This window comes from Mesorhizobium sp. RCAM 05099 (assembly GCF_059683685.1).
In genome coordinates this window covers 3,670,969-3,697,939 of sequence record NZ_CM185035.1, presented here as the reverse complement: position 1 = coordinate 3,697,939, position 26,971 = coordinate 3,670,969, and the positions used below count along the sequence as shown (strand labels likewise).

General features: G+C 62.2%; 23 protein-coding genes and 2 pseudogenes. 7 read left to right on the top strand and 18 right to left on the bottom strand.

The features are described from left to right. The first annotated feature begins 230 nt into the window (after nucleotides 1-230). Nucleotides 231-971 (top strand): transcriptional repressor LexA, encoded by a 741-nt coding sequence (gene lexA, locus AC56QQ_RS18100; RefSeq protein WP_256752821.1) that lies wholly within the window; start codon nucleotides 231-233, stop codon nucleotides 969-971. Here lexA and AC56QQ_RS18095 read toward each other — a convergent pair. After that, entirely contained in the window at nucleotides 965-3,109 is a 2,145-nt protein-coding gene (locus AC56QQ_RS18095; protein WP_497122879.1) for a ComEC/Rec2 family competence protein, read from the bottom strand. The genes lexA and AC56QQ_RS18095 overlap by 7 nt on opposite strands. A 101-nt stretch (nucleotides 3,110-3,210) precedes the next feature. Here AC56QQ_RS18095 and gltX point away from each other — a divergent pair, with 101 nt between their 5' ends. Both gltX and gltA read left to right on the top strand, forming a co-directional pair. Continuing rightward, nucleotides 3,211-4,635 carry a glutamate--tRNA ligase gene (gene gltX / locus AC56QQ_RS18090; RefSeq protein ID WP_497122878.1) on the top strand — a complete coding sequence of 475 codons (1,425 nt, stop codon included), beginning with the start codon at nucleotides 3,211-3,213 and terminating at the stop codon, nucleotides 4,633-4,635. A gap of 183 nt (nucleotides 4,636-4,818) precedes the next feature. Further along, entirely contained in the window at nucleotides 4,819-6,147 is a 1,329-nt protein-coding gene (gene gltA, locus AC56QQ_RS18085) for a citrate synthase (RefSeq protein WP_256752818.1), read from the top strand. Nucleotides 6,148-6,178: 31 nt separating this feature from the next. Here the strand turns inward: gltA and lpxB are convergent, their stop codons facing one another. The 12 genes and pseudogenes from lpxB to AC56QQ_RS18025 all read right to left on the bottom strand — a co-directional run bounded on the left by lpxB (nucleotide 6,179) and on the right by AC56QQ_RS18025 (nucleotide 18,711). Then, nucleotides 6,179-7,351, bottom strand: a complete 1,173-nt coding sequence (lpxB, locus tag AC56QQ_RS18080) for a lipid-A-disaccharide synthase (RefSeq protein WP_497122877.1) — start codon at nucleotides 7,349-7,351, stop codon at nucleotides 6,179-6,181. Further along, nucleotides 7,344-8,260: pseudogene (locus AC56QQ_RS18075) on the bottom strand (LpxI family protein). The gene lpxB and the pseudogene AC56QQ_RS18075 overlap by 8 nt, the downstream one beginning before the upstream one ends. After that, entirely contained in the window at nucleotides 8,232-9,065 is an 834-nt protein-coding gene (gene lpxA, locus AC56QQ_RS18070; protein WP_489861594.1) for an acyl-ACP--UDP-N-acetylglucosamine O-acyltransferase, read from the bottom strand. The pseudogene AC56QQ_RS18075 and the gene lpxA overlap by 29 nt, the downstream one beginning before the upstream one ends. 13 nt (nucleotides 9,066-9,078) lie before the next feature. Continuing rightward, entirely contained in the window at nucleotides 9,079-9,546 is a 468-nt protein-coding gene (gene fabZ / locus AC56QQ_RS18065) for a 3-hydroxyacyl-ACP dehydratase FabZ (protein ID WP_256752815.1), read from the bottom strand. Next, on the bottom strand, nucleotides 9,539-10,594 hold the full coding sequence (gene lpxD, locus AC56QQ_RS18060; RefSeq protein ID WP_497122876.1) for a UDP-3-O-(3-hydroxymyristoyl)glucosamine N-acyltransferase: 1,056 nt from the start codon (nucleotides 10,592-10,594) through the stop codon (nucleotides 9,539-9,541). Before lpxD ends, fabZ begins: the two co-directional genes overlap by 8 nt. Before the next feature lie 75 nt (nucleotides 10,595-10,669). Then, nucleotides 10,670-13,039: an outer membrane protein assembly factor BamA gene (gene bamA, locus AC56QQ_RS18055; RefSeq protein WP_497122875.1), complete on the bottom strand. Its 2,370-nt coding sequence runs from the start codon at nucleotides 13,037-13,039 to the stop codon at nucleotides 10,670-10,672. 217 nt (nucleotides 13,040-13,256) lie between these two features. Then, nucleotides 13,257-14,398 (bottom strand): annotated as a pseudogene (gene rseP / locus AC56QQ_RS18050) (RIP metalloprotease RseP). Between the two features lie 104 nt (nucleotides 14,399-14,502). Continuing rightward, nucleotides 14,503-15,318, bottom strand: a complete 816-nt coding sequence (locus AC56QQ_RS18045; RefSeq protein WP_497122874.1) for a phosphatidate cytidylyltransferase — start codon at nucleotides 15,316-15,318, stop codon at nucleotides 14,503-14,505. Beyond that, nucleotides 15,315-16,049, bottom strand: coding sequence for an isoprenyl transferase (locus AC56QQ_RS18040; protein WP_489861599.1), 735 nt, complete (start codon nucleotides 16,047-16,049; stop codon nucleotides 15,315-15,317). Before AC56QQ_RS18040 ends, AC56QQ_RS18045 begins: the two co-directional genes overlap by 4 nt. A 35-nt stretch (nucleotides 16,050-16,084) precedes the next feature. Beyond that, a complete protein-coding gene (frr, locus tag AC56QQ_RS18035) occupies nucleotides 16,085-16,639 on the bottom strand; it encodes a ribosome recycling factor (protein ID WP_091574798.1) in 555 nt (184 codons plus the stop codon). A 109-nt stretch (nucleotides 16,640-16,748) separates the two neighbouring features. Further along, nucleotides 16,749-17,471 carry a UMP kinase gene (gene pyrH / locus AC56QQ_RS18030; protein ID WP_091574801.1) on the bottom strand — a complete coding sequence of 241 codons (723 nt, stop codon included), beginning with the start codon at nucleotides 17,469-17,471 and terminating at the stop codon, nucleotides 16,749-16,751. Nucleotides 17,472-17,607: 136 nt separating this feature from the next. Next, nucleotides 17,608-18,711 carry an aldo/keto reductase gene (locus AC56QQ_RS18025; protein ID WP_497122873.1) on the bottom strand — a complete coding sequence of 368 codons (1,104 nt, stop codon included), beginning with the start codon at nucleotides 18,709-18,711 and terminating at the stop codon, nucleotides 17,608-17,610. A gap of 109 nt (nucleotides 18,712-18,820) precedes the next feature. On the opposite strand from AC56QQ_RS18025, the gene AC56QQ_RS18020 reads away from it, so the two are divergent. Continuing rightward, nucleotides 18,821-19,759 (top strand): LysR family transcriptional regulator, encoded by a 939-nt coding sequence (locus AC56QQ_RS18020; protein ID WP_489861601.1) that lies wholly within the window; start codon nucleotides 18,821-18,823, stop codon nucleotides 19,757-19,759. 17 nt (nucleotides 19,760-19,776) lie between these two features. Here AC56QQ_RS18020 and tsf read toward each other — a convergent pair whose 3' ends face one another. The 5 genes from tsf to AC56QQ_RS17995 all read right to left on the bottom strand — a co-directional run bounded on the left by tsf (nucleotide 19,777) and on the right by AC56QQ_RS17995 (nucleotide 24,353). Further along, nucleotides 19,777-20,700, bottom strand: coding sequence for a translation elongation factor Ts (gene tsf, locus AC56QQ_RS18015; protein WP_497122872.1), 924 nt, complete (start codon nucleotides 20,698-20,700; stop codon nucleotides 19,777-19,779). A gap of 109 nt (nucleotides 20,701-20,809) precedes the next feature. Further along, nucleotides 20,810-21,592 carry a 30S ribosomal protein S2 gene (gene rpsB, locus AC56QQ_RS18010; RefSeq protein ID WP_142865747.1) on the bottom strand — a complete coding sequence of 261 codons (783 nt, stop codon included), beginning with the start codon at nucleotides 21,590-21,592 and terminating at the stop codon, nucleotides 20,810-20,812. Nucleotides 21,593-21,795: 203 nt separating this feature from the next. Continuing rightward, a complete protein-coding gene (locus AC56QQ_RS18005; protein ID WP_497122871.1) occupies nucleotides 21,796-22,074 on the bottom strand; it encodes a DUF4031 domain-containing protein in 279 nt (92 codons plus the stop codon). A gap of 43 nt (nucleotides 22,075-22,117) precedes the next feature. Continuing rightward, a complete protein-coding gene (locus AC56QQ_RS18000) occupies nucleotides 22,118-23,410 on the bottom strand; it encodes a lysophospholipid acyltransferase family protein (protein ID WP_497122870.1) in 1,293 nt (430 codons plus the stop codon). A 115-nt stretch (nucleotides 23,411-23,525) separates the two neighbouring features. Further along, complete coding sequence (locus AC56QQ_RS17995) at nucleotides 23,526-24,353, bottom strand: cell envelope integrity EipB family protein (protein WP_091574814.1); 828 nt, start codon at nucleotides 24,351-24,353, stop codon at nucleotides 23,526-23,528. A gap of 138 nt (nucleotides 24,354-24,491) precedes the next feature. Between AC56QQ_RS17995 and AC56QQ_RS17990 the strand changes: the two genes are divergently transcribed. Genes AC56QQ_RS17990 through AC56QQ_RS17980 form a run of 3 tightly spaced genes read left to right on the top strand, consistent with a single transcriptional unit; the run spans nucleotide 24,492 to nucleotide 26,971 of the window. Next, the gene (locus tag AC56QQ_RS17990; RefSeq protein WP_497122869.1) at nucleotides 24,492-24,956 is read left to right on the top strand and encodes a RidA family protein; all 465 of its coding nucleotides are present in this window, start codon (nucleotides 24,492-24,494) and stop codon (nucleotides 24,954-24,956) included. A 14-nt stretch (nucleotides 24,957-24,970) separates the two neighbouring features. Continuing rightward, on the top strand, nucleotides 24,971-25,699 hold the full coding sequence (locus tag AC56QQ_RS17985; RefSeq protein WP_497122868.1) for a glycerophosphodiester phosphodiesterase: 729 nt from the start codon (nucleotides 24,971-24,973) through the stop codon (nucleotides 25,697-25,699). Between the two features lie 57 nt (nucleotides 25,700-25,756). Further along, the gene (locus tag AC56QQ_RS17980) at nucleotides 25,757-26,971 is read left to right on the top strand and encodes a GNAT family N-acetyltransferase (RefSeq protein WP_497122867.1); all 1,215 of its coding nucleotides are present in this window, start codon (nucleotides 25,757-25,759) and stop codon (nucleotides 26,969-26,971) included.

The window sequence follows — 26,971 nt, the reverse complement described above, 5'->3', positions numbered from 1 at the left end:
ACGCTGGTCCACAGGCCGTTAACCATAACAATTTCAACGTGTGCAAGTGCACTGTGGCGGCGGCCGGCCGGGGATCACGGCCCGCTGCCAAGCGCCAAATAATTTCAGCCGTCTTAACAAATTCACTAAACTTTAAACGGTTGCGGAACACAACTGGAACAGATAGTGTTTGTTCTGGGTTTGTTTTTCGATTCTGGTTCAAACCTTCGTTCAATGCCTCGGGGGCCGCCATGCTGACGCGCAAGCAACATGAACTGCTGATGTTCATCCATGAACGGCTCAAGGAAAGCGGCATTCCGCCCTCCTTCGACGAAATGAAGGAAGCGCTCGATCTCGCTTCAAAATCCGGAATTCATCGACTGATCACGGCGCTCGAGGAACGTGGCTTCATTCGCCGGCTGCCGAACCGGGCGCGCGCCCTGGAAGTGCTGCGGCTGCCCGATTCGATCGCGCCCGGCCTCAACGCGGCGCGCAAATTCTCTCCAAGCGTCATCCAGGGCAGCCTCGGTCAAGGCGGCGGCCTTGGCCGGCAGATCAAGCCGGCGTCTTCACGCATGCCCTCGGCCGGCAATGACGACGACGTGGTCTCCGCGGTGTCGATCCCGGTGATGGGTCGCATCGCCGCCGGCGTGCCGATCGACGCCATCCAGCATCAGACGCATTCGATCTCGGTGCCGCCGGACATGATCATGGGTGGCGAACACTATGCCCTGGAGGTCAAGGGCGACTCGATGATCGAGGCCGGCATCTTCGATGGCGATACGGTCATCATCCGCAATGCCGATACCGCAAGTCCGGGCGAGATCATCGTGGCACTGGTGGACGACGAGGAGGCGACGCTGAAGCGGTTTCGCCGCAAGGGTGCCTCGATTGCCCTCGAAGCCGCCAATCCGGCCTACGAAACACGCATTTTCGGACCGGACAGGGTCAAGGTGCAAGGCAAGCTCGTTGGGCTGATCAGGCGCTACTGATCAGTGCTGGTGACCGCCTTTTCAGGGTTGCGATAGGGCGGCAGGCCCCTCGCCTCGCGTGAGAATTTGCGCTGGGTGTGCCAAGGTCGATATGGCCTGTTCACAGCGAAGCTGACCGTTGCTGGCATGATTGCCGATCGACGATCGAAGAAGACGGCCGCACTGCCTTTGCGGGCGAGTTGCCGCTTGGTGATGACCAGAACCAGCGGATTGTGACAGGGATCATAAGCTGTCGCGTCATTGATGACGATCAGTTCCGCGAAGCCGCAGGCCTTCCACGCGTCCTTGCGATCCTCGACTTGCGCAATGATAGCGCCAGACGGGTGCCTTGCGAGACATACGCCGGCGGTGCAGTAGAAAGGCGCTCCCAGCGGCAGTTCGGCGGAATCCGCGATGTCGAATTGTCCGTCTCCCTTGTCGAACACCTCCGGCACGACGACGGTTTCGGATGCCAGTGCGCGTTTCCAGTTGTCGACGGTGAATTCGTTCGGACGCGCCCGGCTGACCGCGAGTTCGCCGCCGCCGATCGGCAGCGCCACCAGCCTCGCGTCCTCCGAGATCAGCACATCCGGCGCGCGCGTATCCGAAACGGTCAACAGGCCGGCAAGCGCGAATGGCAGTGCCAGGAGCCGCAGCCATGTCGTCGCCATCGTCGCAATGACTAGGGCGATCGCCACCAGCAGCACGGATTGCTGTGAAATCAGCCCGACGGCATCGATCGGTGAGCGTTCCGAGATCCACGCCGACAAGACGATCATCGCGGTCAGGCCTTTGCCCATCACATAGAGGAAGGGACCATCGACGCCGAACGGCATCGCCAGCGCGCTGAGAACGGCGAAAGGCATCACAACCAGCGAGACGATCGGCATGACGGCCAGATTGGCGAACGGGCTGAGCGGCGAAACGCGCTGGAAATGCCAGATGGCGAAGAGCGCCGTCGCGCTGCCGGCGATGATGGAGGTCATGGCAAGGCCACCCATCGCCAGCAGGAATTTTCGCGTCAGGAAACTGGGCAATGACCGCTTTGGCGGCGGCGGTCTCGTCTTTCCCGCACGATGATCCGACCAGCCGGCATAGGCACCGACCAGCGCCATGTGCAGTCCGGAAATGGAAATGATGTGATAGATGCCGGTCCGCCGCATCGCTTCGTTGATTTCATCGGGAATGCCGGCGCGCACGCCGACGATCAGCGCAGCGGCGATTTCACCTTCGGCGCCACCGACGCTGCCCCTGATATGGTCTGCAATGGCTTCGCGGGCATTCTCTACCGCCGAGGAAAGACGGGCCGCCAGCGGCATGTCGTCGTTATCGGCTGTGACGATCCTTGGATTGCCAAGGAAGAAGCCGCTGCCGCCTATTCCGGAGAAATAGCTGTCGAAAGAAAAGTCGTAGCTGTTCGGGCGCACCGGGCCGGTTGGCGGCAACAACTTGGCGTAACCCGATATCAGGGAGCCGGCGGTCGTTTCGGCCGGTATCTTGCGTGCCGAAAGCCGAACGCGTTCCGGCATATAGCGTAATTTCGGCCGTGCGGTCGACGTCACGTCGATGGTCAGCCGAATGCGGCCGCTCTCCATCTGGTCGAGCGAGACGACGCGGCCGGTGACTTGCGTCGAGATCTCCGAGCCCAGCATCTGAGTTCCGGCCCGCCACGTCTCGACCTTGCCGGCAAGAAAGCCCAGCGCGCACAACAATGCTGCCATGAAGCACAGATGGGTCATCGGCCAGGGACGCGAGACAAGCGCACAGAGCCCCGCGAGGGCGACAACCGCGACGGGTTTTGCAAAGTCAGGCTCCGTCGCCAGGGAAAAGTAGCCGACCGCTCCGCCAGCCAGGCAGACCGGCACCAGCAGGAAGGCAATGCCTCGGTCAAGTTCGAGGTCCGCCGCCACTGCCGCGCTATGGCGCAGGCGAGGCAGCGAAACCCGACGGAATTGCCGGTGCAGGCGCAGGATCGCGCCGGCTTCTGCAACCGGAACGGGATTGGAGACATCCGCCTGTAACGGATGGTCTCCGGGGCTCGGCACGAGGGGCAATGACGATGGCAGCGAGGTCGGCGGAGGCGTCGCAAACAGGGACCGTTCGCTGACGCCAATGGCGGCGTCCTCGCCCTGATCCGAGCCCCAGCCTCGTCCAGCCATCGGGTCTGCCCCTTGCGCCCTCGACACCCTATGCTACATGAACGCGCAACGCGCGAAAGTCCGCGCATCCACACCCGCTTCAGCCGTTTCCCGAGAGTTCCATGCCCGACAAGGTCGTCACCCGTTTTGCCCCCTCGCCCACTGGCTTCCTGCATATTGGCGGAGCCCGCACGGCGCTGTTCAACTGGCTGTATGCAAAGCACACCAGCGGCATCATGCTGCTGCGCATCGAAGACACCGACAGGGAGCGTTCGACCGACGCTGCGACCGCAGCCATTCTCGACGGGCTTTCCTGGCTCGGTCTGACCTGGGACGGCGAGCCGGTGTCGCAGTTCGAGCGCGCGCCGCGCCACCGCGAGGTGGCTGAAGAACTCGTGCGCATGGGCAAGGCCTACTACAGCTACGAGACACCTGCCGAGTTGGAGGCGATGCGGGAGGCCGCACGCGCCAAGGGCCTGCCGCCGCGCTACAATGGCCAGTGGCGCGACCGCGCCCCGTCCGAGGCGCCCGCGGGCGTCAAGGGCGCCATCCGCATCAAGGCGCCTACCGAGGGCGAGACGGTGGTGCACGACCGCGTTCAGGGCGAGGTGCGTTTTCCCAACAAGGACCTCGACGATTTCATCATCCTGCGCTCGGACGGCAATCCGACCTACATGCACGCTGTCGTCGTCGACGACCACGACATGGGTGTCACGCACATCATCCGTGGCGACGATCACTTGACCAACGCCGCCCGGCAGACGGTCATCTATCGCGCGATGGGCTGGGACGTGCCGTCGATGTCGCACATCCCGCTGATCCACGGCGCCGATGGCGCCAAGCTGTCGAAGCGGCACGGCGCGCTCGGCGTCGAGGCGTATCGCGCCATGGGCTATCTGCCGGAGGCGCTGCTCAACTATCTGGCGCGCCTCGGCTGGAGCCACGGCGACGACGAGATCATGTCGATCAAGGACATGATCTCCTGGTTCGACATCGGCGACGTCAACAAAGGCGCTGCCCGCTTCGATTTCGCCAAGCTGGAGGCGTTGAACGGCGTCCACATGCGGCGCATGAGCGATGCCGAGCTGTTCGACATCTTCATCGCCACCTTGCCCTATCTCGAGGGTGGCCCGGCCATGGCCCCGCGCCTCGACGACAGGAACAAGGCCCAGTTGCTGGCAGCACTTCCAGGCTTGAAGGAGCGCGCCAAGACGCTGGTCGAGCTTGTCGATGGCGCCGCCTTCCTGTTTGCCACCCGACCGCTGCCGATCGACGACAAGGCGGCACTATTGCTCAATGACGATGCCCGCAAAATCCTGCGCGGGGCCCACGAAGCCTTGAGCGCTGTTTCAGGTGACTGGACGGCCGCCGCGGCTGAGGCAGCAATCCGCGACTACGCGCAGGCCGGCGGCCATAAACTCGGTGCCGTGGCCCAGCCCTTGCGCGCCGCGCTGACCGGCAAAAGCACCTCGCCGGGTGTGTTCGACGTGCTTGCGGTGCTGGGGCGCGAGGAAAGTCTGGCGCGCATAGCCGATCAAATCGATTAGCAGCAAACTGGCCCAAGAAGATTGGCATTGAAAGGGGCGTTTCGCAGTGCAACATTAGGCCTTGGCCCAATCTGGCACGCACCTCCTGAAATGCGGTGGCGAATACGCGCATTGTGGTGATTTCGACGTGTCGCCTTGCACAATTTGCCTTTGCCGGCATGAGGAAACAAGAAGGAGTTTGCAATGACCGAAGCTGCGACAAAACTGGAATTTGGCGGCACGACCCAGGAGGCCACGGCAAAGCTCGAATTCGCAGGCAAGACCCATGAGTTCAAGGTGCGAAGTGGCTCGGTCGGGCCTGATGTCATCGACATCGCCTCGCTCTACAGCACCACTGGCGCCTTCACCTACGATCCTGGCTTCACCTCGACCGCGAGCTGCGAGTCCGAAATTACCTTCATCGACGGCGACGCCGGTATCCTCCTGCACCGCGGCTACCCGATCGACCAGCTGGCCGAGCACGGCGATTTCCTCGAGGTCTGCTATCTCCTGCTCTACGGTGAATTGCCGACCAAGGCGCAGAAAGACGATTTCGATTACCGCGTGACGCGCCACACCATGGTGCACGAGCAGATGTCGCGCTTCTTCACCGGCTTCCGCCGCGACGCGCACCCGATGGCGGTGATGTGCGGCGTGGTCGGCGCGCTGTCGGCCTTCTACCACGACTCCACCGACATCTCCGACCCCTACCAGCGCATGGTGGCGTCGATGCGGCTGATCGCCAAGATGCCGACCATCGCCGCGATGGCCTACAAATACCACATCGGTCAGCCCTTCATTTACCCGAAGAACGAGCTGAATTTCGCCGCCAACTTCCTGCATATGTGCTTTGCCGTGCCGTGCGAGGAATACAAGATCAACCCGGTGCTGGCGCGTGCCATGGAGCGCATCTTCATCCTGCACGCCGATCACGAGCAGAACGCCTCGACCTCGACCGTTCGTCTCGCCGGTTCGTCGGGTGCCAACCCGTTTGCCTGCATCGCCGCCGGTATCGCTTGCCTGTGGGGCCCCGCCCATGGCGGCGCCAATGAAGCGGCACTGAACATGCTGGGCGAGATCGGCCATGTCGACCACATTCCGGAGTTCATCGCCCGCGCCAAGGACAAGAACGACCCGTTCCGGCTGATGGGCTTTGGCCACCGCGTCTACAAGAACTACGATCCGCGCGCCAAGATCATGCAGAAGACGGCGCATGAGGTTCTTGGCGAGCTCGGCATCAAGGACGATCCGCTGCTCGACATCGCCATGGAGCTGGAAAAGATCGCGCTGACCGACCCCTATTTCATCGAAAAGAAGCTCTACCCGAATGTCGACTTCTATTCCGGCATCACGTTGAAGGCGCTGGGCTTCCCCACCACCATGTTCACTGTGCTGTTCGCGGTCGCCCGCACCGTCGGCTGGATCGCCCAGTGGAAGGAGATGATCGAGGACCCGCGCCAGAAGATCGGCCGCCCGCGCCAGCTCTACACCGGTGCGCCGGAGCGGGACTACGTGCCGATCGCCAAGCGCTGATCGAGGCTTTCTGGAGTGGAAAAGGCGCCCGTCAGGGCGCTTTTTTTATGTGACGGAGCACAACGCCCGCCGCGATCTCGCCGGATGGCTTGTCGGTTGCCATACGCCGGGTGATCTCGGCAAATCCGCTCTTCTGCCAGGCGCGCATACCGCTGTCTGCGAACAGTGCTTCCATCTGCCGGACCAGATTGTTCGGCTTGACATACTCGTTGTAGAATTCCGGAACCAGCGCGCGGTCCGCGATCAGATTAGGCAGCAGCGCCGACCAGACCGACAGCAGGTATGGCGCCACGGTGCGGGCGACGGGATCGAGCCTGTAGCACGAGACCATCGGCACCCCCGCCAGCGCCAATTCCAGGGACACCGTCCCGGACGCTATAAGCGCGGCATCGGCCTTGCCGAAAGCCTGCCATTTGCGCTGGGGATCGACGATGATCTCGGGCTTTTCATCCCAACGGTTGACCGAGGATTTGACGAGGTCGGCGACATGCGGAACCGTCGGCAGCAGCAGGCGCAGGCGATGCCCGCGGGCGCGCAGCATCGACACTGTTTCACCGAATGGGTCAAGCAACCGCCGCACCTCGCCGCGTCGCGAGCCGGGCAGGACGAGCAGTGTCTTCACGCGGTCCGCTGCAAGGTCGCGCGGCAGGTCCTGCGCCCTGGCCGCCGCGAGCACGCCCGCATCATGCGTGAGGCGATGCCCGACATAGGTGCCGGGCGGGCCACCCAGCCGCTCGAGTTCCTTCACCTCGAATGGCAGGATGCAGAGAATGTGATCGACGTAGGGCTTCATCGCTACAGCCCTGCCCGGCCGCCACGCCCATACGCTCGGGCAGACATAGTGGATGATCGGGATCGACGGGTTGGCCGCACGCACCTTCCTGGCGACGCGTAATGAAAAGTCCGGACTGTCGATGGTGACGAGGCAATCGGGCTTTTCGTCCGCAACGATTTTGGCCAGCTGGTTGATCCGACGCATCAGACGCGGCAGGTCACGCAGGATGGCACTGAACCCCATGAGGGCGATCTCGCCGGCATCGAATGGCGATGCCAGTCCCAGCGCCTGCAGATGACGGCCGCCGAGGCCGACGAGTTGTACCTCGCGACCGGTCGCCTGGCCGAGCGAACGCACGATATCGGCGCCAAGCAGGTCGCCGGACTCCTCGCCGGCAACGATCGCGATCCTCAGCACCTTGTCAGCCATGATGCGGCTCCGTGGCGGCAGGCAGACCGATGATGAACAGGCCGAGTGTGTTGGCGCTCAAGATGGTTGCCGGGCCTTCTAGAACCAGCGATCGTCCCGCTTCGATGGCAATGCCGGCAAGCCCGGCCGCATGCGCCGCTTCGACCGTCCGCGGGCCGATGGAAGGGAGATCCGCGCGCAGTTCCTGGCCGGGCTTGGCACACTTGACCAGCACACCTCGGGTTTTCCCGGCTATCCGGCCGTGGCCGCGCAGTAGCTTCGCACGCTCGAGCAATCCGGCCGTCCCCTCGATGCCTTCGAGCGCAATGGTCCGGCCGCCAACCGCGACCGCCGCCTGGCCGATATCCAGCGCGCCTATGGCCTTTGCCGCGGCAAGGCCGGCTTCAATGTCGCGCCAGTCCGACTTCCTGGGTGTGGCTTTCGTCAGGATGCCCTCGGCGGCAACAAGGTTCGGCACGAGTTCGTGGGCGCCGACAACCTTGATTCCACGCGCCTCAAGACCTCGTGCCACGACCTTCAGCAGGCCATCGTCGCCACGCGCAAGCGCCGTGATAACCAAGGGGATCACCGCAAGCAGGCTAAGACTGGGGCGTAGCGCAAGCAGTCGCGGCCTGCGCTTGATTTCACCCGCGAGCACCAGATGGGTGATCCGATGCCGCCTCAGCAGTGGTACAAGCGAGCCGATACCTTCCAGGGCGAGGCTTTCATGCTCATATCGAGAGAGCTCCGCCATGCGGTCCACCTCGCCTTCCATCAGGATGACAAAGGGGGGTAGCCTAGTTCCGCCGCGCTGACCGCGACTTCGACCGGCAGGCTGCCGCCGCCAGCGATGATTCCAACCCTGGCGCCCGGCGAAAGATCAAGCCCCGCTCGCGCCGTCTCAGTCTTCGTCATCGACATCGTCGCCATCGCCGCCCTTGAGCGACGGCACCGCGTAGTGCCGCTTGCCGCGACTGGTGATGAAATCGATGATTTTCATGGCGGTCGGTGACGACGCGAATTCCGCCTTGGCGAATTCGATGTTTTCGCCAACGGTGCGGGAACGATCGAAGATCATCCTGTAGGCCTTGCGCAGCACATGGATTTCGGACCTCGGCAGGCCGGAACGCTTCAGGCCAATGATGTTGAGGCCGCGCAGACTGGCGCGATTGCCGACCGCGATGGCATAGGGGATGACATCGCCGACGACCGCCGAGCAGCCGCCCAGAAAGGCGTTGTCGCCGACGCGGACAAACTGATGAACGGCGGTCAGGCCGCCAATATAGACATTGTTGCCGACCTCGCAGTGACCGCCCAGCGTCGCCCCATTGGCGAAGGTCGCGTTGTTGCCGACGACGCAGTCATGGGCGATATGGGCGTAGGCGAGAAAATTGCCATTGTCGCCGACCGTCGTCTCGCCACGGCTGGAATCGGTGCCGAGATGCATGGTGACGCCTTCCCGGATCGTGCAGTTCTTGCCGATGACCAGGGTGGTGCGGCCGCCCTTGTGCTTGGTGTTCTGCGGCGGCGCGCCCAACGTCGCCATCGGATAAACCTTGGTCGAGGCGCCAATGGTGGTCGCGCCCATCACCGAGACATGACTGACCAGTTCGACGCCGTCGCCGATCACCGCATCGGCGCCAACGTGGCAAAATGGTCCGATGCGCACGCCTTGGCCGATTTGAGCGCCTTCCTCCACGACGGAGGAAGCATGGATTGATGTCTTGATTTTCATAAGCATTCGATCGTCAGTCGCTGGTGACCATCATGGCTGAAATCTCGGCCTCGGCCGCCTTGGCGCCGTCGACCATGGCTTCACAAGCGAATTTAAGCAGGTTGCCGCGTTTCTTGATTTTCTTGACATAGATCTTCAACTGGTCACCGGGAACGACCGGTTTGCGGAATTTGGCGTTGTCGATGGTCAGGAAATAGACCAGTGACGGCTTTTCGGTACCCAGACTGCGGATGCAGATGGCGCCGGCGGTCTGCGCCATCGCCTCGACGATGAGCACGCCCGGCATGACCGGCTGCTCCGGGAAATGTCCCTGAAAATGCGGTTCGTTGATGGTGACGTTCTTGATACCGACGGCGGACTCGTCGCCATCGATGTCGACAATACGATCGATCATCAGGAACGGATAGCGGTGCGGCAGGAGCTTCATCAGCCCCATGATGTCGACCGCTTCCAGCGTCGTAGCCGCCACCATATCAGCCATTTCCCTTGCCCTGCTTGCGTGCCCTTGCCATCGTTCGCAACATGGCTATCTCGCGCATGGCTTCCGCCATTGGCTGTGCCGGATAACCGCCCCAGATCTCACCTGCGGGGACATTGCTCATAAACCCACTTCTGGCGGCGAGCTTGGCTCCGGACCCGATGGTCAGGTGATCCGCAAGCCCAACCCCGCCACCCATGGTGACATTGTCACCCACGATAACGGAACCCGAAATACCTGAAAGCCCGGCCACTATGCAATTGCGGCCGATGCGGACGTTATGGGCGATCTGCACGAGATTGTCGATCTTGGTGCCCTGGCCGATGATCGTGTCGGACATGGCGCCACGATCCACAGTGGAATTCGAGCCGATCTCGACATCGTCCTGGATAACGACGCGACCGATCTGGGGCACACGTTCGGGTCCCTTGGCGCCACCGACGAAGCCAAAACCATCCTGGCCGATCCTGGCGCCGCCATGGATGATGACACGGTTGCCGATCAAGGCATACTGAATGCTGGCGCCCGGGCCGACATAGCCGTCACGGCCGATCTGGCAAAATTGTCCAATGACAGCGTTGGGTGCGATGACGGTACCGCTGCCGATCGAGGCCCCCGGCCCGATGACCACGCCGGCCTCGATGACCGCACCGGGTTCGACATGCGCGGTCGGGTCGACATGAGCATGCGGCGAGACACCGGTTTCACTGGTCATTGGCCCCGGTGTCGCAGCCGTCGGAAACAGCAGGCGCCCGACCAGCGCGAATGCCTGCTGCGGACGCGGATGAACAAGAACGGCAATGCCGGCCGGAGCCTTGCCGGCGAATTCCGCAGGGCACAGCACCGCCGCCGCTCGCAGCGACGGCATCAGCGCGGAATTGCGTTTGCCATCGACGAAAACGAGCGCATTCTCGCCGCCTTCGTTGGCTGGCGCCAGAGCATCGATCGCAATTTGGGAGTGGCCGGAATCGACAAGCACCGAGCCGGTCAGATTCGCGACTTCGCCCGCCGTATACCGGCGTGATGGCGCGAAGAACACCGGATCGGTCATTCCAGAAGCTATATCCAGCTAGGTCGGAACATTTCTCCCGGACCTGTAGGATCCGGGAGCATCGTTGGCCGCCGATCAGAAGCGGGTCGATATGCCGAAGTTGAATTCCTGCACGTCGTCTGACGCTTCCTTCTTGACCGGAATCGCATAGTCGATACGGATCGGACCAAATGGCGAGGCCCACATCAGGCCGAGGCCGACCGAGGCACGCAATTTCATGTCAACTGAGGTCTGAGTGACGGTCGGACTATTGATACTGCTGCCATAGAGCGTTGCAGCGTCAGCGAACACGGCGCCGCGCAGACCAAAGCTTTCCGGAATGACCGGCAACGGGAACTGGGCTTCCGCAGAAGCATTGAAATAGGTCGTGCCACCCAGATGGTCACCCGTACTTGCGTCTACAGGACCAATACCGCCATACGCAAAGCCGCGGATCATGCGATCGCTGCTCTGGAATTGATCGAAGATACGCAAACCGCCATCGCCGCCGTAAGATTCGACATGACCTGCGCCAGCCGAGACGAGGCCAACCAGATCAAGCTGCTCCGACAGCGTCTGATAGATGCTGCCGCGCCCGGTCAGCTTCACGTATTTGGCATCGCCGCCCAAGCCGGCAAATTCGGCCGTCGTCGTGGCGTAAATGCCTTCGTGCGGGTTCTTCATGTCGTCAATGGTGTTGTAGACCAGACCAAGGCTGACCGACGACTTGATCCAGGGGCTCTCGTCAATACCCTGAACAATGGCTTGCGAAATATTGCAATCGCCGAGCGTACCGTCTCCATTGTTATCGCAGCTGGAGTCGTACTGATATTTTTCCTGGGCAATGTTGTATGCGAGCTGGGTCGAGATGCTGTTGGTGATCGGCAGGCCGAAACGCACGGTCGCACCGAGCGTCTTGCTGTCGTACTTGTCGTAGTTCCGGGTTTGATTGTAGATGTCAAAGCCGGCGGCGATGCGCCGTCCGAGGAAATAGGGCTCGGTGAAGGACAGGCTGTAGTCGCGCGAGTTCTTGCCGCCACCGGCAGAAATCTTGATGAACTGGCCTCGGCCGAGGAAGTTGCGCTCGGTGATCGAGCCTTCGACGGATGGGCCAGCCGTGTCTCCACCGGTCGAATAACCGGCGCCTACAGAGAATTCGCCGGTCGATTTCTCGACCACGTCGACCACCAGCACGACCTGGTCGGGCTGCGAACCAGGCACCGTCGAGATATCGACTTTCTCAAAGTAACCGAGGTCTTCAAGTCGCTTCTTCGCGCGCTGGATGAGCACCTGATTAAAGGCGTCACCCTCGCTGACGTCGAATTCGCGGCGAATGACATAGTCACGCGTGCGATCGTTGCCGCGGATTTCGATGCGCTCGACATAGGCCTTGGTGCCCTGATCGACGGTATAAACCACCGAGATGGTATGGTTCTCGAAGTTGCGATCGCCACGCGGCGTCACCTGCGCGAAGGCATAGCCGGAACCGGCCACCTTCTCGGTCAGCGCGATGATGGTGTTCTCGACATCCTTGGCGTTGTAGACATCGCCCTTGTGGGTCTCGACCACCGACTCCAGCGACTTCGAGTCAACTTCCGGGATCGTGCTTTCGACACTGACGTCGCCGAATGTGTAACGGTCGCCTTCCTGAACGGTGATGGTGACCGTGTATTTGTTCGTCGTGCTGTCGAGCTCGCCGACAGCGGACACGACCTGGAAATCGGCATAGCCGTGATTGTAATAGAAGCGGCGCAGCAGCTCCTGGTCGGCGCGCAGCTTGTCGTCGTCATAGACGTCGTCGCGCAGCACGAACGAAATCCACGACGAACGCTTGGTGTTGATCACATCCGATAGGCGACGGCTGGAGTAAGCGCTGTTGCCAACGAAATTGATCGCCGCGATCTGCGTGCGGCCACCTTCGTTGATGTTGAAGACCACGTTCACGCGGTTGTCGCCGAGTTCCATGACCTGGGTGGTAACGGATGCGTCGTCTCGGCCGATGCGCTTGTACGCAGCCTTGACCGATTCGACGTCGGCATCGAGCGTCGCCTGCGAGAACGTTCCGCGCGGCTTCAACTGCACTGCTGCCGCAAGGGCATTGTCCTTGAGCTTCTTGTTGCCCTGGAACAGCACCTGGTTGACGACCTTGTATTCGGCAACCTTGACCACCAGCGTCGAGCCGACCTGGTTGATCTGCACATCCGAGAACAGGCCCGTGCCGAACAGCGCCTTGATGGCGTTGTCGATATCGGAACTGGAGAAGGCCTTGCCCGGCTTGATAGTGATGTAGTTGCGGATGGTGTCGGCGTCGATACGCTGATTACCGCTCACTTCGACTCTGCTGACGACAGCGGCCTCGGCCGCCGATGTGGCAACGAACTGCACTGTGAGCGCGCCTGGCACGACCAGAGCCGCAGACAGGGCCACCGCGGAAGCGGCGCTCAGAAACTTGGATGCTGCCTTCATCGGGCTTAATAACCTTTTCTCGTAGTCCCCACGGCGAGAAAACCGGACGTGCGGTAATTTCCCCTACCGTATTAACCGGATTTTCCCTACACGCAAGGCTTCTGGTTAATTTGTATTTACTTAACCCTGCGGCGTGGCTTTCGCGTCACTCATATCCCCGTGCATGGTAAACGACGTCTCAACATCGACCATGCTCAGGCCAAATTTCTTCATGATTTCAGCACCCAAACAGATCGTTCCAGAAAACGAACCCCATGAAGCACAGCACCAGAAGCAACCCCGCCCGATAGGCCATTTCCATCATCCGGTCAGACACCGGACGACGGATGATGGCCTCCACCCCGTAGAACAACAGATGGCCGCCGTCGAGGGGGGAATCGGCAAAAGGTTTAGAATACCTATCCCGACAGACAGCAGCGCAACGAGTTGCACAAGCCATTCGAAACCCAGTTTTGCCGCCTTGCCAGCCATGTCGGCGATCTTCACCGGGCCGCCCAGCTGGCATTTGTCCTCGCGCCCGACGACGAAGCGCTGCAGGAACTGGCCGGTGCGCTGGATGATGTGTCCGGTTTCCTCGACCGCCGCGGTCAGCGCGCCGGCGGGGCTGTAGGTGACGAGGCGGGGCTGGCCAAGTTCCTTGTTGTTGACGACGCCGATCACGGCCACCTTGACCTTGTTGCCGAGCGCGTCTTCCTGTTCCATCAACCGCGGCGTCGCGGTCACGGTAACTTCCTTGCCGTCGCGCAGCATGACGAAGGTGATGGTGTCGCCCGCCCGGCCCGAAACCAGGCGCTGGACGTCGCCAAAGGTTTCGACCTTGCTGCCATCGACGCTGACGAATCGGTCACCTGGCAGGATACCTGCCTTCGCCGCCGGGCTGTCGACGGTCACCTCTGCCACCATCGGTTCCGAGACATAGCGCCCATAGGCGGCAAACAGCACGGCAAAGACGGCGATCGTCAGCAGGAAATTGAACAGCGGCCCGGCCACCACCGTCGCAGCGCGCTTCCAGATCGGTTGCGTATGGAAGGCGACCTTGCGCTCTTCCTCAGTCAGCGTTTCGAGCTCTTCCGAAGAGGGCTGGCTCGAGGTGGCGTTCATGTCGCCAACGAATTTGACATAGCCGCCAAGCGGTATCGCGCACAGTTTCCAGCGCGTGCCGTGGCTGTCGTTGAAGCCGAAGAGTTCCGGGCCGAAGCCGATCGAGAAGGCCCTGACCCCAATGCCGCACCAGCGGCCGACGAGGTAGTGGCCCATTTCATGGACGAACACCACCACCGTCAGCACGAACAGGAAAGGCACGAGCGTGCCGAGAAAGAAGCCTTCCGTGCTGAAGATCGCGTGAAGAATCTCGTTCAAGTCATGCCCTCAAATTCTTCCGCGGCGCAGGTAGCGCCGTGACTGTGACATCAATCCGGGCAAATCCAAGGCGTTGCGCGCATCGGATCTCGAAATGACACCGCTCAAATGGGAAACAGCCCCTGCGCCGGATGATCGGCGGTCGCCGAAATCCAGCCGATGACGTATAGGGCGAAAGCCGCCGCGACAAGCCCGTCGACACGGTCCATGACGCCGCCATGGCCCGGGATGAGCGTACCCGAATCCTTGCGGCCATGGCGGCGCTTGACCCAGGATTCAAACAGGTCGCCGGCCTGGGCGACAATCGAAAGCGCGAGCGCCACCAGGCCGAGCAGCGCCAGATTGCCGATACCGGCGACGGCGGCCAGGATCAACCCCGCGACGATGCCCCCGACAGCGCCGCCAAGCGCCCCACTGCGGGTCTTGCCCGGCGAGATCGACGGCGCCAGTTTCGGACCGCCAACGGCGCGACCGACAAAATAGGCAAAGATATCGGTGGCCCAGACGACCGCGAACAGAAACAGGATGGCAACGAGCCCTGAACGGTCGCCGTCGCGCAGCAAAGCGAGCGACAGGCCGGAAACCGTGGCATAGGCAAGGCCGGCCGCATCCCATTGTCCGGCCTTGCGAATCGAGGCGGCAATCGCCGTTGCGGCAACCACGATCACGACAAGAGGCAGCAGCCAGGATGCGGCAAGGCCGGCAATCAAGGCGCCAATGAAAACGACAAGCAGTGCTTCGGGCAGGAAACCCAGGCCCGCGCCCTCGGTCGGACGCGACATGCGCGTCCATTCGTAAAAGATCACCGCCGACATCACGGCGCAGAGCAATCGGAAAGGCAGACCTCCGAGCCAGGTCAAGCCAAGGGTGATGATGGCAAGCACGATTGCCGAAATGACGCGGAGCTGAAGATTGCTCATCTCGCGGCCGGTCGCGAAGCGACGTCCTGCGGGCCGAGTCCGCCAAAACGGCGTTCGCGGCCGGCAAACTCGCGCAAGGCCTCGGCAAGGTGCTCCCGGCTGAAGTCGGGCCAGTAGCAAGGCAGGAAGACGAGCTCGCTATAGGCGGCCTGCCACAAAAGGAAGTTCGACAGCCGGAGCTCGCCGCTGGTGCGTATGACCAGTTCCGGGTCGGGAATGCCTTGCGTGTCGAGACAGCCGGCAAAGCTTTCGGCGGTGATCGCCTCGCTGTCGAGTTCGCCACGCGCCACGGCTGAAGCCAGCTTGCGCGCCGTGCGAACGATCTCGTCGCGTCCACCATAGTTGAAGGCGATCACCAGCGTCAGCGCTCCATTGCCGGCGGTCAGCGATTCGGCTTCATCGAGCAGCCCTCTGATGTCGGGCTGCAGCCCTGCCCTGTCGCCAATGATCCTGACCCGCACACCACTCTGGTGCAACTCGGCGAGATCGCGGCGAATGAAAAGCTTCAGGAGGCCCATCAGGTCGCTGACTTCGGACTTTGGCCGCGACCAGTTCTCCGACGAGAAGGCATAGACAGTCAGGTAGGAGATGCCGAGACCAGGTGCGGCACGCACCGTCTTGCGCAGCGCCTCGACACCGGCACGATGACCAGCAAGCCGCGGCATGCCGCGCGCCTTGGCCCAGCGTCCGTTTCCGTCCATGATGATCGCGACATGCGCGGGCGTTGCCATGTTCTCGCTTTCGGGCCAGTCGCTGCCGACCGACCCTAAACCTGCATGATTTCAGCTTCCTTATCGGAAAGCAGGTGATCGATGGTGCTGATCGTCTCGTCGGTCAGTTTCTGGACCTGGTCGGAGCGCTTGCGCTGGTCGTCCTCGCTGATGTCGCCATCCTTCTCCGCCTTCTTCAGGAAGTCCATGCCATCGCGACGCACATGGCGTGCGGCGACACGGGCATTCTCGGCGTAGGTGTGCGAGATCTTGACCAATTCCTTGCGGCGCTGTTCGTTGAGTTCGGGTAGCGGAATTCTGAGATTGGTGCCGTCGACGATCGGGTTGAAGCCCAGATTGGATTCGCGGATGGCGCGGTCGACCGCGCCGACCATCGACTTGTCCCAGACCGACACCGAAATCATGCGCGGCTCCGGCACCGAAACGTTGGCCACCTGGTTGATCGGCATGGTGGTGCCGTAAGCCTGCACCTGGATCGCGTCGAGCAGATTGCTGGAGGCGCGACCGGTCCGCAGCGAAGCCAGATCATGCTTGAACGCGGCGATTGCCCCATCCATGCGCCGCTTGAGATCCTCGTACTCACCACTCATCCTAGTCTCCTCGACCCGTCTGACGCGGGTTCACTGCTTCGGGGCAAGGCCCCGTGTTCGAGCCTGATTTTCGAAAGCCGGTTCCCTTTTTTCGGGATCCGGCCCCGGATCAATCGTCCGCGACAACCGTGCAGCGGCCGCCGCCCCTCAGAATATCGCCAAAACCACCCTTTTCGTGGATCGAATAGACGATTATCGGAATGTTGTTTTCCCGCGCAAGTGCAATCGCTGCCGTATCCATGATGGAGAGGCCGCGTTTTATGACTTCGCCATGGCTAATGCGCTCGAAACGCGTCGCATTCGGGTCCTTCTTCGGGTCGGCCGAGTAGACACCGTCGACCTGAGTGCCCTTGAACAGCGCGTCCGCGCCGATTTCGGCCGCGCGAAGTGCCGCCGCCGAATCAGTGGTGAAGAACGGATTGCCGGTGCCGCCGGCAAAGATCACCACCTTGCCCTGGTTCATGTAGGCGGTCGCCTGGCGTTGCGAAAAGCTCTCGCAGAGCTCAGGCATGGCGATCGCGGAAAGCACCACGGCATCGACACCGATCTTGTTCAGCGAGGTGCGCAGCGCCAGCGAATTGATGACCGTGGCAAGCATGCCCATGTGGTCGCCAGTGACGCGATCGCCCCCCTTGGAGGCGACGGCCACGCCGCGAAAGATGTTGCCGCCACCGATGACGACGCCGACCTCGATGCCCAAGGCGCGAGCCTCGGCGATATCGCCGGCGATACGGTCGACGACGGATACGTCGATGCCGAAATGCTGTTCGCCCATCAATGCTTCGCCCGACGCTTTCAGCAAGACACGTCGGTAGAGGGGCTTCACCGTCATCTGGGCCTCGTCGTTTTATGTGGCGGGTCCGGGGCGGCTACCCTCGCGCGGGCGCCATCCCAAGACACCGGGTTCCGATACACGAAGGGCGCCGCGATGTCACGCGGCGCCCGAAGCGGAATTCAGGGACGATTTTCTAGGAAACGCCGGCGAAGCTGCCCTGCATCAAAAGGTCGGGCATGTAGCCGAGCGGCTTGTCGCCGATGGCCAGTCCTCCCGTTATGCCGCCCTGGATGTCGGCGCCGAAAAACGAATAGGGAAAGGGCGTGACCGGCTTGCTGACTGTATCGAGACGCGCCCGCAGGTCCGCCGGAATGTCGAAATCGAGCGCTCCCAGATTGTCCTTGAGCTGATCCAGTTTGGTCGCGCCGATAATCACCGATGCAATGCCCGGGCTGGTCGCGGCCCAGTTCACCGCGACCTGGGCCAGGCTGCGGCCGACCCGATTGGCAACCTTCTCCAGTTCGGCGACGATTTCCCAATTGCGGTCGGTGAATTTCTGGAAACCGGGATTGGAAGAGCCCCGCATCGTTTCCAGCCTGCCACTTGCCTTGCCGTCCGCGCCGGAACGGTATTTCCCGCTGAGGAGGCCGCTGGCCAGCGGGCTCCACACCATGATGCCGGCGCCATGGCGGGTGCCGAATGGCACGAATTCATGCTCGATGTTGCGCTCGGCCAGCGAATATTCGAGCTGCAGCGCCGACACCGGCTCGTAGCCGTGATGCTCGGCAACGGCCTGCGCCCGGCTGGCATACCATGCCGGCACGTTCGACAGACCGACATGGCGGATCTTTCCGGCACGAACCAGGTCGTCCAGCGTGCGCATCACCTCCTCGGGCGGTGTCAGCCTGTCCCAGGTATGCAGCATGTAGAGATCGATGTAGTCGGTGCCGAGCCGTTTCAGGGAAGCCTCGACGGCCCGCATTATGGTCTTGCGGCCATTGCCGCCGGCGTTTGGGTTGCCGGGTTCGGCGTTGTAGGTGAATTTCGTGGCGATGACCGCTTTGTCGCGCAGTCCGCGCTCGGCGATGAATTCGCCGAGCCAGGTTTCGGCCGTGCCGCCGGTGTAGAGATCGGCGGTGTCGAAGAAATTGCCGCCTGCCTCGACATAGGCGTCGACCAGCCCACGCGCCGTTTCCTTGTCGGCGCCCCAGCCCCATTCCGTGCCGAAAGTCATGGTGCCGAGCGCGAGCCGGCTGACGCGCAAGCCGCTGCGCCCAAGGGTGTAATACATGGTCATGATCGTCTCCTGCTGTTTAGCCAATCGCGGCGATGCAGCGTAGATGCTCCTGCCAGTCCCAGTTGATTAGATTGTATTATCCGCATGGACTATGCGATATCATGCATGAATGGATCGCGATCTCCTAAGCCACCTTCCCGTCGTCGTCGCCGTTGCGCGGCGCGGCGGCTTCGCGCTGGCCGCCGCCGAACTTGGCATGAGCCCGTCCGCTGTCAGCCATTCGGTGCGGCTGGTGGAAGAGCGGATCGGCCAGCCATTGTTCGCCCGGACGACGCGCAGCGTCGCCCTGACAGAGGCCGGCGAGGCGCTGGTGGCCGCGGCGGAACCGGCGCTGAAAGACATCGCGGACAGGATCGAGCGCATTCGCTCGATCAAAGGCAAGGCGAGCGGGCTTCTCAAGATCAATGCGCCGCGGCTGGCCTTGCCGCTGGCGCTGATGCCCGTCCTTGCGGCCATGGCGGTGCGTTTTCCCGACGTGACGGTCGACATCGTGACCGATGACCGCCTGAGCGATATCGTCGGCGAGGGCTTCGACGCCGGAATCCGGCTGCGCGAAATGATCGCCGACGACATGGTGGCGGTGCGGCTCACCCCGCCATTCCGGACGGTCATTGTCGCCTCTCCGGCCTATATCGGCCGGCACGGAAAGCCACGAACCCTGGCTGATCTCTCACAGCACAACTGCATCGGTTACCGGATGCTGCGATCGCGCGCGCTCTACCGGTGGGATCTCTCCGACCAGGGCAAGGATATTGGGTTCGAGACGCGCGGCAGCGTCATCGTCACCGATTCGCTGTCGGCGCGCGACATGGCGCTGGCCGGCATCGGCCTCGCCTATCTGTTCGAACCGCTGGTGCGGGCCGATGTCGAGGCGGGCCGGCTGGTCGAGGTGCTGCGCGAGGCCTCGATCGAGGAGCCGGGCGCGTTCCTGTATTTCCCGCGCCGGGCGTCCATGGCGCCGAAACTCCGGGCCTTCATCGATACCGCGCAAGAAATCGGCCGGGCACCCTTGCGGACGCCCGGCCGAAAAACTTCGTCAGAAGGATAGACTGCCCGAAGGCAACCTTACTTCTTGACCGCCGCCGCGACTTCCGCCGCGAAATCGGTCTCTTCCTTCTCGATGCCCTCGCCGAGCGCAAAGCGCAGGTAAGCGGTAATTTTAGCGGGCGCGCCGATGTCCTTCTCGGCATCCTTCAGCGCCTTCTCGACGGTGATGTCGGGATTGAGCACGAAAGCCTGCTTCAGCAGAACGACTTCCTCGTAGAACTTGCGCAGACGGCCTTCGACCATCTTCTCGATGATCGCTTCCGGCTTGCCGGACTGGCGCGCCTGATCGGAGAAGATGGCCTTCTCGCGCTCGATAGCCGCCGGGTCGAGCTCTTCCGTGGTCAACGCCATCGGGCTGGTGGCGGCGACATGCATGGCAACCTGGCGCGCAAAGGCGTTGGCCGCATGCGCGTCGCCAGTCGTCTCGATCGCGACCAGCACGCCGAGCTTGCCGAGGCCGTCGGCAACCGCATTGTGGACGTAGGTAGCGACCGCACCATGCGGAACGGTGAGCTTGGCCGAACGGCGGAAGCCCATGTTTTCGCCGATGGTGCCGACAGCGTCCTTGATGGTGTCGGCGACCGATTTGTCCGAACCCGGATATTTGGCTGCCGCGACCGCTTCGGTCTTGCCGCCATAGGCGAGCGCGACCTTGGCCACATTGGCGACGATCTCCTGGAACGCGGCATTGCGCGCAACGAAGTCGGTCTCGGAATTGACTTCGACGACAGCAGCCTCGCGCACACCGGAATCGACGCCGATCAGGCCCTCGGCCGCGGTGCGACCAGCCTTCTTGTCGGCCTTCGAAATGCCCTTCTTGCGCAGCCAGTCAACGGCCTCTTCCATATTGCCGTTGGTCTCGTTCAGTGCCGCCTTGCAATCCATCATGCCCGCGCCGGTCAAGTCGCGGAGTTCTTTGACCTGTGCAGCCGAAATGCTCATTGTCGCCTCTTTGTTTTAAATGCACCGACGCACCATCGGTACTCGATGATGCGTCTGTCTAGCGTGCCAGAATATGAGAAAGATGAAGGCCGCAACCGGCCTTCGATTATTAGGCTTCCGGGGTCTCTGCCGCCGGTGTCGGATCGAGCGCCGGCTCGACCGGAGCTTCGACCGAAGCGCCGATATCGACGCCGAGCGCGCCCTGCTGGCGAGCGATGCCGTCGATCGCGGCCTTGGCGATAAGGTCGCAATAGAGCTGGATGGCGCGGGCCGCGTCGTCATTGCCGGGGATCGGGAAGTCGATCTTGTCGGGATCGCAGTTCGAATCGATGATGGCGACGACCGGGATGCCGAGACGCTTGGCCTCGAGGATGGCGATCGCTTCCTTGTTGGTGTCGATCACGAACATCAGGTCGGGCGTCGAGCCCATGTCCTTGATGCCGCCGAGCGCCTTGTCGAGCTTCTCGCGCTCGCGATCGAGGTTCAGGCGCTCCTTCTTGGTCAGGCCCTGGGCCTCGCCGGCCAGCATCTCGTCGAGCTTGCGCAGGCGCTGGATCGAATTCGAGATCGTCTTCCAGTTGGTCAGCATGCCGCCGAGCCAGCGGGAGTTGACATAGTACTGGGCCGAACGCTGTGCGGCATCGGCGACAATGTCGGATGCCTGGCGCTTGGTGCCGACGAACAGCACGCGGCCGCCCTTGGCGACGGTGTCGGAAACCTGCTTCAACGCCTGGTGCAGCAAAGGCACCGTCTGCGAGAGGTCGATGATGTGGATGTTGTTGCGGGCGCCATAGATGTAGGGCGCCATCTTCGGGTTCCAGCGGTGGGTCTGGTGGCCGAAGTGAATGCCAGCTTCCAAAAGCTGGCGCATGCTGAAATCAGGCAGAGCCATTCTTATTTCCTTTCCGGTTAGCCTCCACGGACACAGGCATTGTTGGACTTTGTCCTCGAACGCCACCGGAGGTTTCAGCCGGATTTCTCCCGGGCAGACACCAAAGTCCGTGTGTGGAATGAGCGCGCATATAGATGGGATGCGCGACAAACGCAAGTCGGGCGGCTTCCGTGGTCAGGCGTGCGACGATCCGCGCCCTGCCGTCAGCGCTTTACCTTGCCGTTCGGCACCCTCACCCGCCTGAAGATCGCGACGATCTCCTCGCGGCTGCATTCGATGGCGCCGAGCCGCACCGCACGGTCGCGCTCGAAGCCGGTTATGTCATAATGCGGTGCCGATGTCTTGGGTGGTCCCTGATAGGATGAGCGCTTGACGCCAAGCTCCGCGGCGAAGCGATGCAACTCGTCGGTGTCGTCGGCCAGCAGATGGCACCAGCGATGACCAACCCATTTCCAGATCGCCGCGTCGACATAGACCGCCATGAGGCTCGCCGCATTCCTTCATTTCGCGCCGGTCGGAACCCGCCTAGCGATGATAGAAGGGATTCGGATAGAAAATGAAGCCGCGGCAGGCCTCGACCTCCACCATCGTGCTGGTCACTGTTTCCTGCATACGCCGATGCAACTCGGCGACCGCATCCTCGACCGAGCCGACATAGGCATGCAGGCCGAGTGGATCGGGCACCCTGATATGGGCGCAGCGCGGCCCGGCCGGCTGCGGAATGAACCGGTTCATCGTGTCGCGCAGTCCGCCCCGGCAATAGTCGTTGCGAATCCGCTTCAGATGTTCGGCGATCTCCTCCTGGGTGATGCGCGGATCGGCCGAGGCCCAGGACCCGACGCGTTGCAGCCTCTGGATCGTGTCGGCCAGCGCGCGGACCTGCTTCTGCCTTTCGACATCGCCGGCGTTTTCGCGCTGCCAGCGGCGCGACCGCCGCAGAAGCTCGGTGATGGTGGTGTTGGCAGCGTCGAATGAGATGGTTTCGCCAAGCCGACGGCCCAGCTCGATCAACAACGCCTGCTGGCGCTCTGCATAGGGTGCGCTTTCGTCCGATGCCATGGCCCAGGCGGCCTCATCGCGGGCCAGCAGCATCGAATAGATGTGGTGGACGCGCTGCGGCAGCGTGTCGGCGAGGTTGCGCTCGATTTTCAGACTTCGCTCGACATAGGCGCACTCCTTGGCCAGCGCCCGCTCCACATTCCCGGTGAAAGCGAGCTTCCAGACGATCGGTGCGATCCAGACCTTGAAATTCGGATCAACCGCCCGCCCCTGCCTGAGAGCTTCGAGCCCCATTTCCACGGCACCCGGCAGCAACGGCGCAACGACATGGCCGTGCCAGCCGACGCCGCCTTCGGGATGCAGGAGCACGCCATGTCCTTTCACGGCCCAAGCCACCGAGTGTTCCCCGGCGGCGGCGCTGTTACCGGGTATCTGGGCGATCAGATTGTTGGCCAGCCAGAATTTCTGCATCAGCCGGCCGAGACCGTTGACGACACCGTTCGTCGCCCAGGACGCCGCGAGCGGGCTGACCTGCGACACGATCTCCTTGTCGATCATCCAGTCGGTGAAGAACTCGGGATGATTGGGCGTGATGAAGGTGGCCTTGCCTGTACCGCAACTGGCCCGCAGCCGCTGAAGGTCGGCATCGGGAAAATCGATGTGACGGACGTTGGCGACGCCGCGCAACCCGGCCAGGCGGTTGAACGGCAAGATATCGCGAAAGCCCGGGACACCTCGCAGCATGACGATCCGGTTGACCGACGTCATGATGTTGATCAGCGCCGGATTGGGCCTCGGCGCCACGAAGACATCGATCATGCTCAAGCTGCTCCCCCGCAAATCCGAAAGAGAAGGTGAGAAGCAATTGCGGCGCGTTCAAGTCCTTGACCGCACAGGCGCCGTGTCGAGATCAGTCAAAGCGGCGGCCACGGCACTATTTCGTCGGGCAGGCTTTCGACTGGTCGAACAATGAAAGATTGACCAGCTTTCCCGTCATCGAGAAGTCGCCATAGTCCATGACGAGGTCGCGGGTGATGCCATTCTCATGCAGCTTGAAGCTGATCCGGTATTCGGGCACCTCTTCGCCTGACTTGTCGGTACCGTCGAAATAGGCGATGTCGACCGGCCAGTATTTGTCGGTGGCGAGCTTCGCCAGCGCCGGGGCCTCCGGGTCGGCCTTGTCGGCATCGGTTTTCTTGCCGACCACGACAGTGGTGGTCATCACCTTGTTGGCGTCTTCGGAGCCGTCGAACAGGTTGGTTTCATAGAAGCTTTCGCCCTTCTCGGCCTTGCCGATCAGTTCGACCAGATGCTGCGTGGGAAACTGGGTCGCGGCCAGCTCAAGGCTGTTCTTTTCGGGCTTGTCGATATCGACCTTGAGCCCCTTTGTCTCTTTCGTGGCGATGCCCTTGACCTCCTTGTCGAGGTTCTGGTCGACGAAGGATTTCGTCACGAACGAGAATGTCTTGCCTTCCGCATCTTCGAAAGTGGTCGTCTGCTGGTCCGTCAGCCTCGTGTTGTCAGCGGTGACGATCTGGGTAACGAAGCGGAATTTGACCGTATAGCCTTCGCAGGCCGAGCCGTTGAACTCATAGACCATGCGGCCGGATATGCCTGTTATCCCGGAGCGATCGGAAGCCTTGTTGAGCGTAAGGTCGTAGACAGCGCGATGTGCTTGCAGCGCCGGCACGGCAAAAGCAGGGCCCATCGAGAAGACCGCCGACAACAGAACGGCAGGGAATACAAGGCGCGTTGCGCGCATGAGGTGCTCCGATCGTCGCGGCTGATGGCAGGCCGCAGGGAAAGATGGTCCAGCTTAAAAAAAGTCGTGGCGGAAGCGAGGCAAAAATAGCAATTTCGGCCCGGCCAGCGCGGCGCCTTCCAGCAATAGGGAAAACCAATGAGTGAAACAATCGAAAAGCGGCTAAGCGATCTGGGCGTGACACTTCCTGTCGCCGCCGCGCCCGCCGCCAACTATGTGCCCTATTGCACAACCGGCAAGCTGCTGTTCACCGCCGGGCAGTTGCCACTCAAGGACGGCAAGCTGCAGGCGAGCGGCCTGCTTGGCCGTGATGTCGACACCGCGGCCGGCAAGGACGCGGCAAAGTACTGCGCGATCAACATCCTGGCCCAGGCCAAGGCCGCGCTCGGCGACCTCGAGAAAATCCGCCGCCTGGTGAAGATCACCGTCTTCGTCGCCTCCACGCCTGATTTTGTCGAACAGCATCTGGTTGCCAATGGCGCCTCAGATTTTCTGGTCGAGGCACTCGGCGAGCGCGGCAGGCATGCCCGCTCCGCCGTCGGCACCGCCTCCCTGCCGCTTAATGCCGCAGTGGAAATCGAAGCGATCTTCGAAGTCGAATGAGCCAGGGGACGACCATGACCGACCTATCCTGGCTGACCGCCCGGCCAGTCGCCCATCGCGGCTTTCACGACATGAACAAGACGCGATGGGAAAACACGCTTTCCGCTTTCGCCGCGGCTACCGAGCGCGGCTATGCCATCGAATGCGACGTGCATCTGTCGTCTGACGGCGTTCCCGTCATCATCCATGATGGCGACTTGCAAAGGCTGACAGGACAGGACGGCTTCGTCTGGCAGCGCACCGCGGCGGAGATGGCCGCGCTGAAGGTCGGTGGCACGGCTGACCATGTGCCGACGCTGCAGGAAGCGCTCGACCTGGTTGATGGCCGCGTACCGATGGTAGTGGAACTGAAAGGGGTTCCCGGCCGCGACGAGAGCCTCGTGGCGCATGTCGGCAAGTTGCTGAAGCGCTACAAGGGCAAAGCGGCGATCATGTCGTTCGATCACTGGCTGATCCGAGATTTTTCCAAACATGCGCCGGGCATTCCGGCCGGATTGACCGCCTATGGCAAGGAAAACCGGCTGATCGAGGCGCATTTCGCCATGCTGGCGCACGAGATCGCCTTCACTTCCTATGCCGCCGGTGATCTGCCGAACCGGTTCGTCAGCTTTGTGCGTGAAAAGCTCGGCATGCCAGTCATCACCTGGACCGTGCACGACCAGCCGGCCGTGGACCTGACCTTCAAATACGCCGACCAGATGACGTTCGAGGGATTCGAGCCCGATCTTGTCAATGCTGCCTGAGGTCGGGTTGCCTGAAACGTGACTTGTACCAAGCAGGGCGGAGCTTAAATAAGCCTCATGGATCAGGGCGACGACGGCGACGGGCAGACAGCAAATGCGGACTATTCGATCCGCGTCGCCGCGGGCATCGGCGCGTTCACCTGCGAGGAATGGGACAGCTTCGGCGGCACCACGCGCGGCGACACGGAAAACGGTTACAACCCGCTCGTTTCATTCGCTTTTCTGAGCGCACTCGAAGAGTCTGGTTGCGCCGTGCGGCGCACCGGCTGGCAAGGTCATCACCTGAGGCTGGAGAACGCGCAAGGCAGGCTTCTCGGTGCGGTCCCGTGCTATCTCAAGTCGCACAGCCAGGGCGAATATGTGTTCGATCATGGCTGGTCGGATGCCTTCGAGCGCGCCGGCGGTCGCTACTATCCCAAACTGCAATGCTCGGTGCCGTTCACGCCGGTCACTGGCCCTCGCCTGCTGGTCACCAGGGGCGAGGATATCGGCACCGTCAAGGCCGGGCTGGCTGCCGGTTTGAAGGCGGTCACGGACAAGCTTGGCGTCTCGTCCGCGCATGTCACCTTCGCGCAGGAGAGCGACGTGGAGGTGCTGGAAGCGGCAGGTTTCCTGCATCGCACCGACCAGCAGTTCCACTTCTTCAACGAAGGCTTTTCAACCTACGACGATTTCCTCGCCACCCTGGCTTCCCGCAAGCGCAAGGCGATGAAGAAGGAAAGACGCGAGGCGCTTGCCGACGGCATCTCGATCGACTGGCTGACCGGCAAGGACCTCACCGAAAAGGCCTGGGACGACTTCTTCGCCTTCTACATGGACACCGGCAGCCGCAAATGGGGCCGGCCCTATCTCAACCGCCAGTTCTTCTCGCTGATCGGCGAACGCATGGCCGACGACATCCTGCTGGTCATGGCCAAGCGCAACGGGCGCCATGTTGCCGGCGCCATCAATTTCATCGGCTCCGACGCCCTCTATGGCCGCAACTGGGGCTGCATCGAGGACCACCCCTTCCTGCATTTCGAGGTCTGCTACCATCAGGCGATCGACTTCGCCATCGCGCGCAAGCTGAAGGTGGTCGAGGCGGGCGCGCAGGGTGAACACAAGCTGGCGCGCGGCTACCGGCCGGTGACCATGCATTCCGTGCACTACATCGCCCATCCCGGCTTGCGCAACGCCGTTGCCGACTATCTCAAGCGCGAACGGCGCGAGGTGGAACGGATGGGCGAATATCTGGGAGAGCACACCCCGTTTCGCAAAGACCTGGAGGAATAA

Coding starts and splice junctions, on each gene's coding strand:
- AC56QQ_RS18020 (WP_489861601.1), top strand. CDS start 18,821: ATGGATCGCGATCTCCTAAGCCACCTTCCCGTCGTCGTCGCCGTTGCG.
- frr (WP_091574798.1), bottom strand. CDS start 16,639: ATGAGTGGTGAGTACGAGGATCTCAAGCGGCGCATGGATGGGGCAATC.
- AC56QQ_RS17995 (WP_091574814.1), bottom strand. CDS start 24,353: ATGCGCGCAACGCGCCTTGTATTCCCTGCCGTTCTGTTGTCGGCGGTC.
- AC56QQ_RS18095 (WP_497122879.1), bottom strand. CDS start 3,109: ATGGCTGGACGAGGCTGGGGCTCGGATCAGGGCGAGGACGCCGCCATT.
- AC56QQ_RS18040 (WP_489861599.1), bottom strand. CDS start 16,049: ATGGCAACGCCCGCGCATGTCGCGATCATCATGGACGGAAACGGACGC.
- AC56QQ_RS17980 (WP_497122867.1), top strand. CDS start 25,757: ATGGATCAGGGCGACGACGGCGACGGGCAGACAGCAAATGCGGACTAT.
- bamA (WP_497122875.1), bottom strand. CDS start 13,039: ATGAAGGCAGCATCCAAGTTTCTGAGCGCCGCTTCCGCGGTGGCCCTG.
- AC56QQ_RS18025 (WP_497122873.1), bottom strand. CDS start 18,711: ATGACCATGTATTACACCCTTGGGCGCAGCGGCTTGCGCGTCAGCCGG.
- AC56QQ_RS17990 (WP_497122869.1), top strand. CDS start 24,492: ATGAGTGAAACAATCGAAAAGCGGCTAAGCGATCTGGGCGTGACACTT.
- gltA (WP_256752818.1), top strand. CDS start 4,819: ATGACCGAAGCTGCGACAAAACTGGAATTTGGCGGCACGACCCAGGAG.
- lpxB (WP_497122877.1), bottom strand. CDS start 7,351: ATGGCTGACAAGGTGCTGAGGATCGCGATCGTTGCCGGCGAGGAGTCC.
- gltX (WP_497122878.1), top strand. CDS start 3,211: ATGCCCGACAAGGTCGTCACCCGTTTTGCCCCCTCGCCCACTGGCTTC.
- fabZ (WP_256752815.1), bottom strand. CDS start 9,546: ATGGCTGATATGGTGGCGGCTACGACGCTGGAAGCGGTCGACATCATG.
- lpxA (WP_489861594.1), bottom strand. CDS start 9,065: ATGAAAATCAAGACATCAATCCATGCTTCCTCCGTCGTGGAGGAAGGC.
- AC56QQ_RS18005 (WP_497122871.1), bottom strand. CDS start 22,074: ATGGCGGTCTATGTCGACGCGGCGATCTGGAAATGGGTTGGTCATCGC.
- rpsB (WP_142865747.1), bottom strand. CDS start 21,592: ATGGCTCTGCCTGATTTCAGCATGCGCCAGCTTTTGGAAGCTGGCATT.
- lpxD (WP_497122876.1), bottom strand. CDS start 10,594: ATGACCGATCCGGTGTTCTTCGCGCCATCACGCCGGTATACGGCGGGC.
- AC56QQ_RS17985 (WP_497122868.1), top strand. CDS start 24,971: ATGACCGACCTATCCTGGCTGACCGCCCGGCCAGTCGCCCATCGCGGC.
- tsf (WP_497122872.1), bottom strand. CDS start 20,700: ATGAGCATTTCGGCTGCACAGGTCAAAGAACTCCGCGACTTGACCGGC.
- lexA (WP_256752821.1), top strand. CDS start 231: ATGCTGACGCGCAAGCAACATGAACTGCTGATGTTCATCCATGAACGG.
- pyrH (WP_091574801.1), bottom strand. CDS start 17,471: ATGACGGTGAAGCCCCTCTACCGACGTGTCTTGCTGAAAGCGTCGGGC.
- AC56QQ_RS18045 (WP_497122874.1), bottom strand. CDS start 15,318: ATGAGCAATCTTCAGCTCCGCGTCATTTCGGCAATCGTGCTTGCCATC.
- AC56QQ_RS18000 (WP_497122870.1), bottom strand. CDS start 23,410: ATGATCGATGTCTTCGTGGCGCCGAGGCCCAATCCGGCGCTGATCAAC.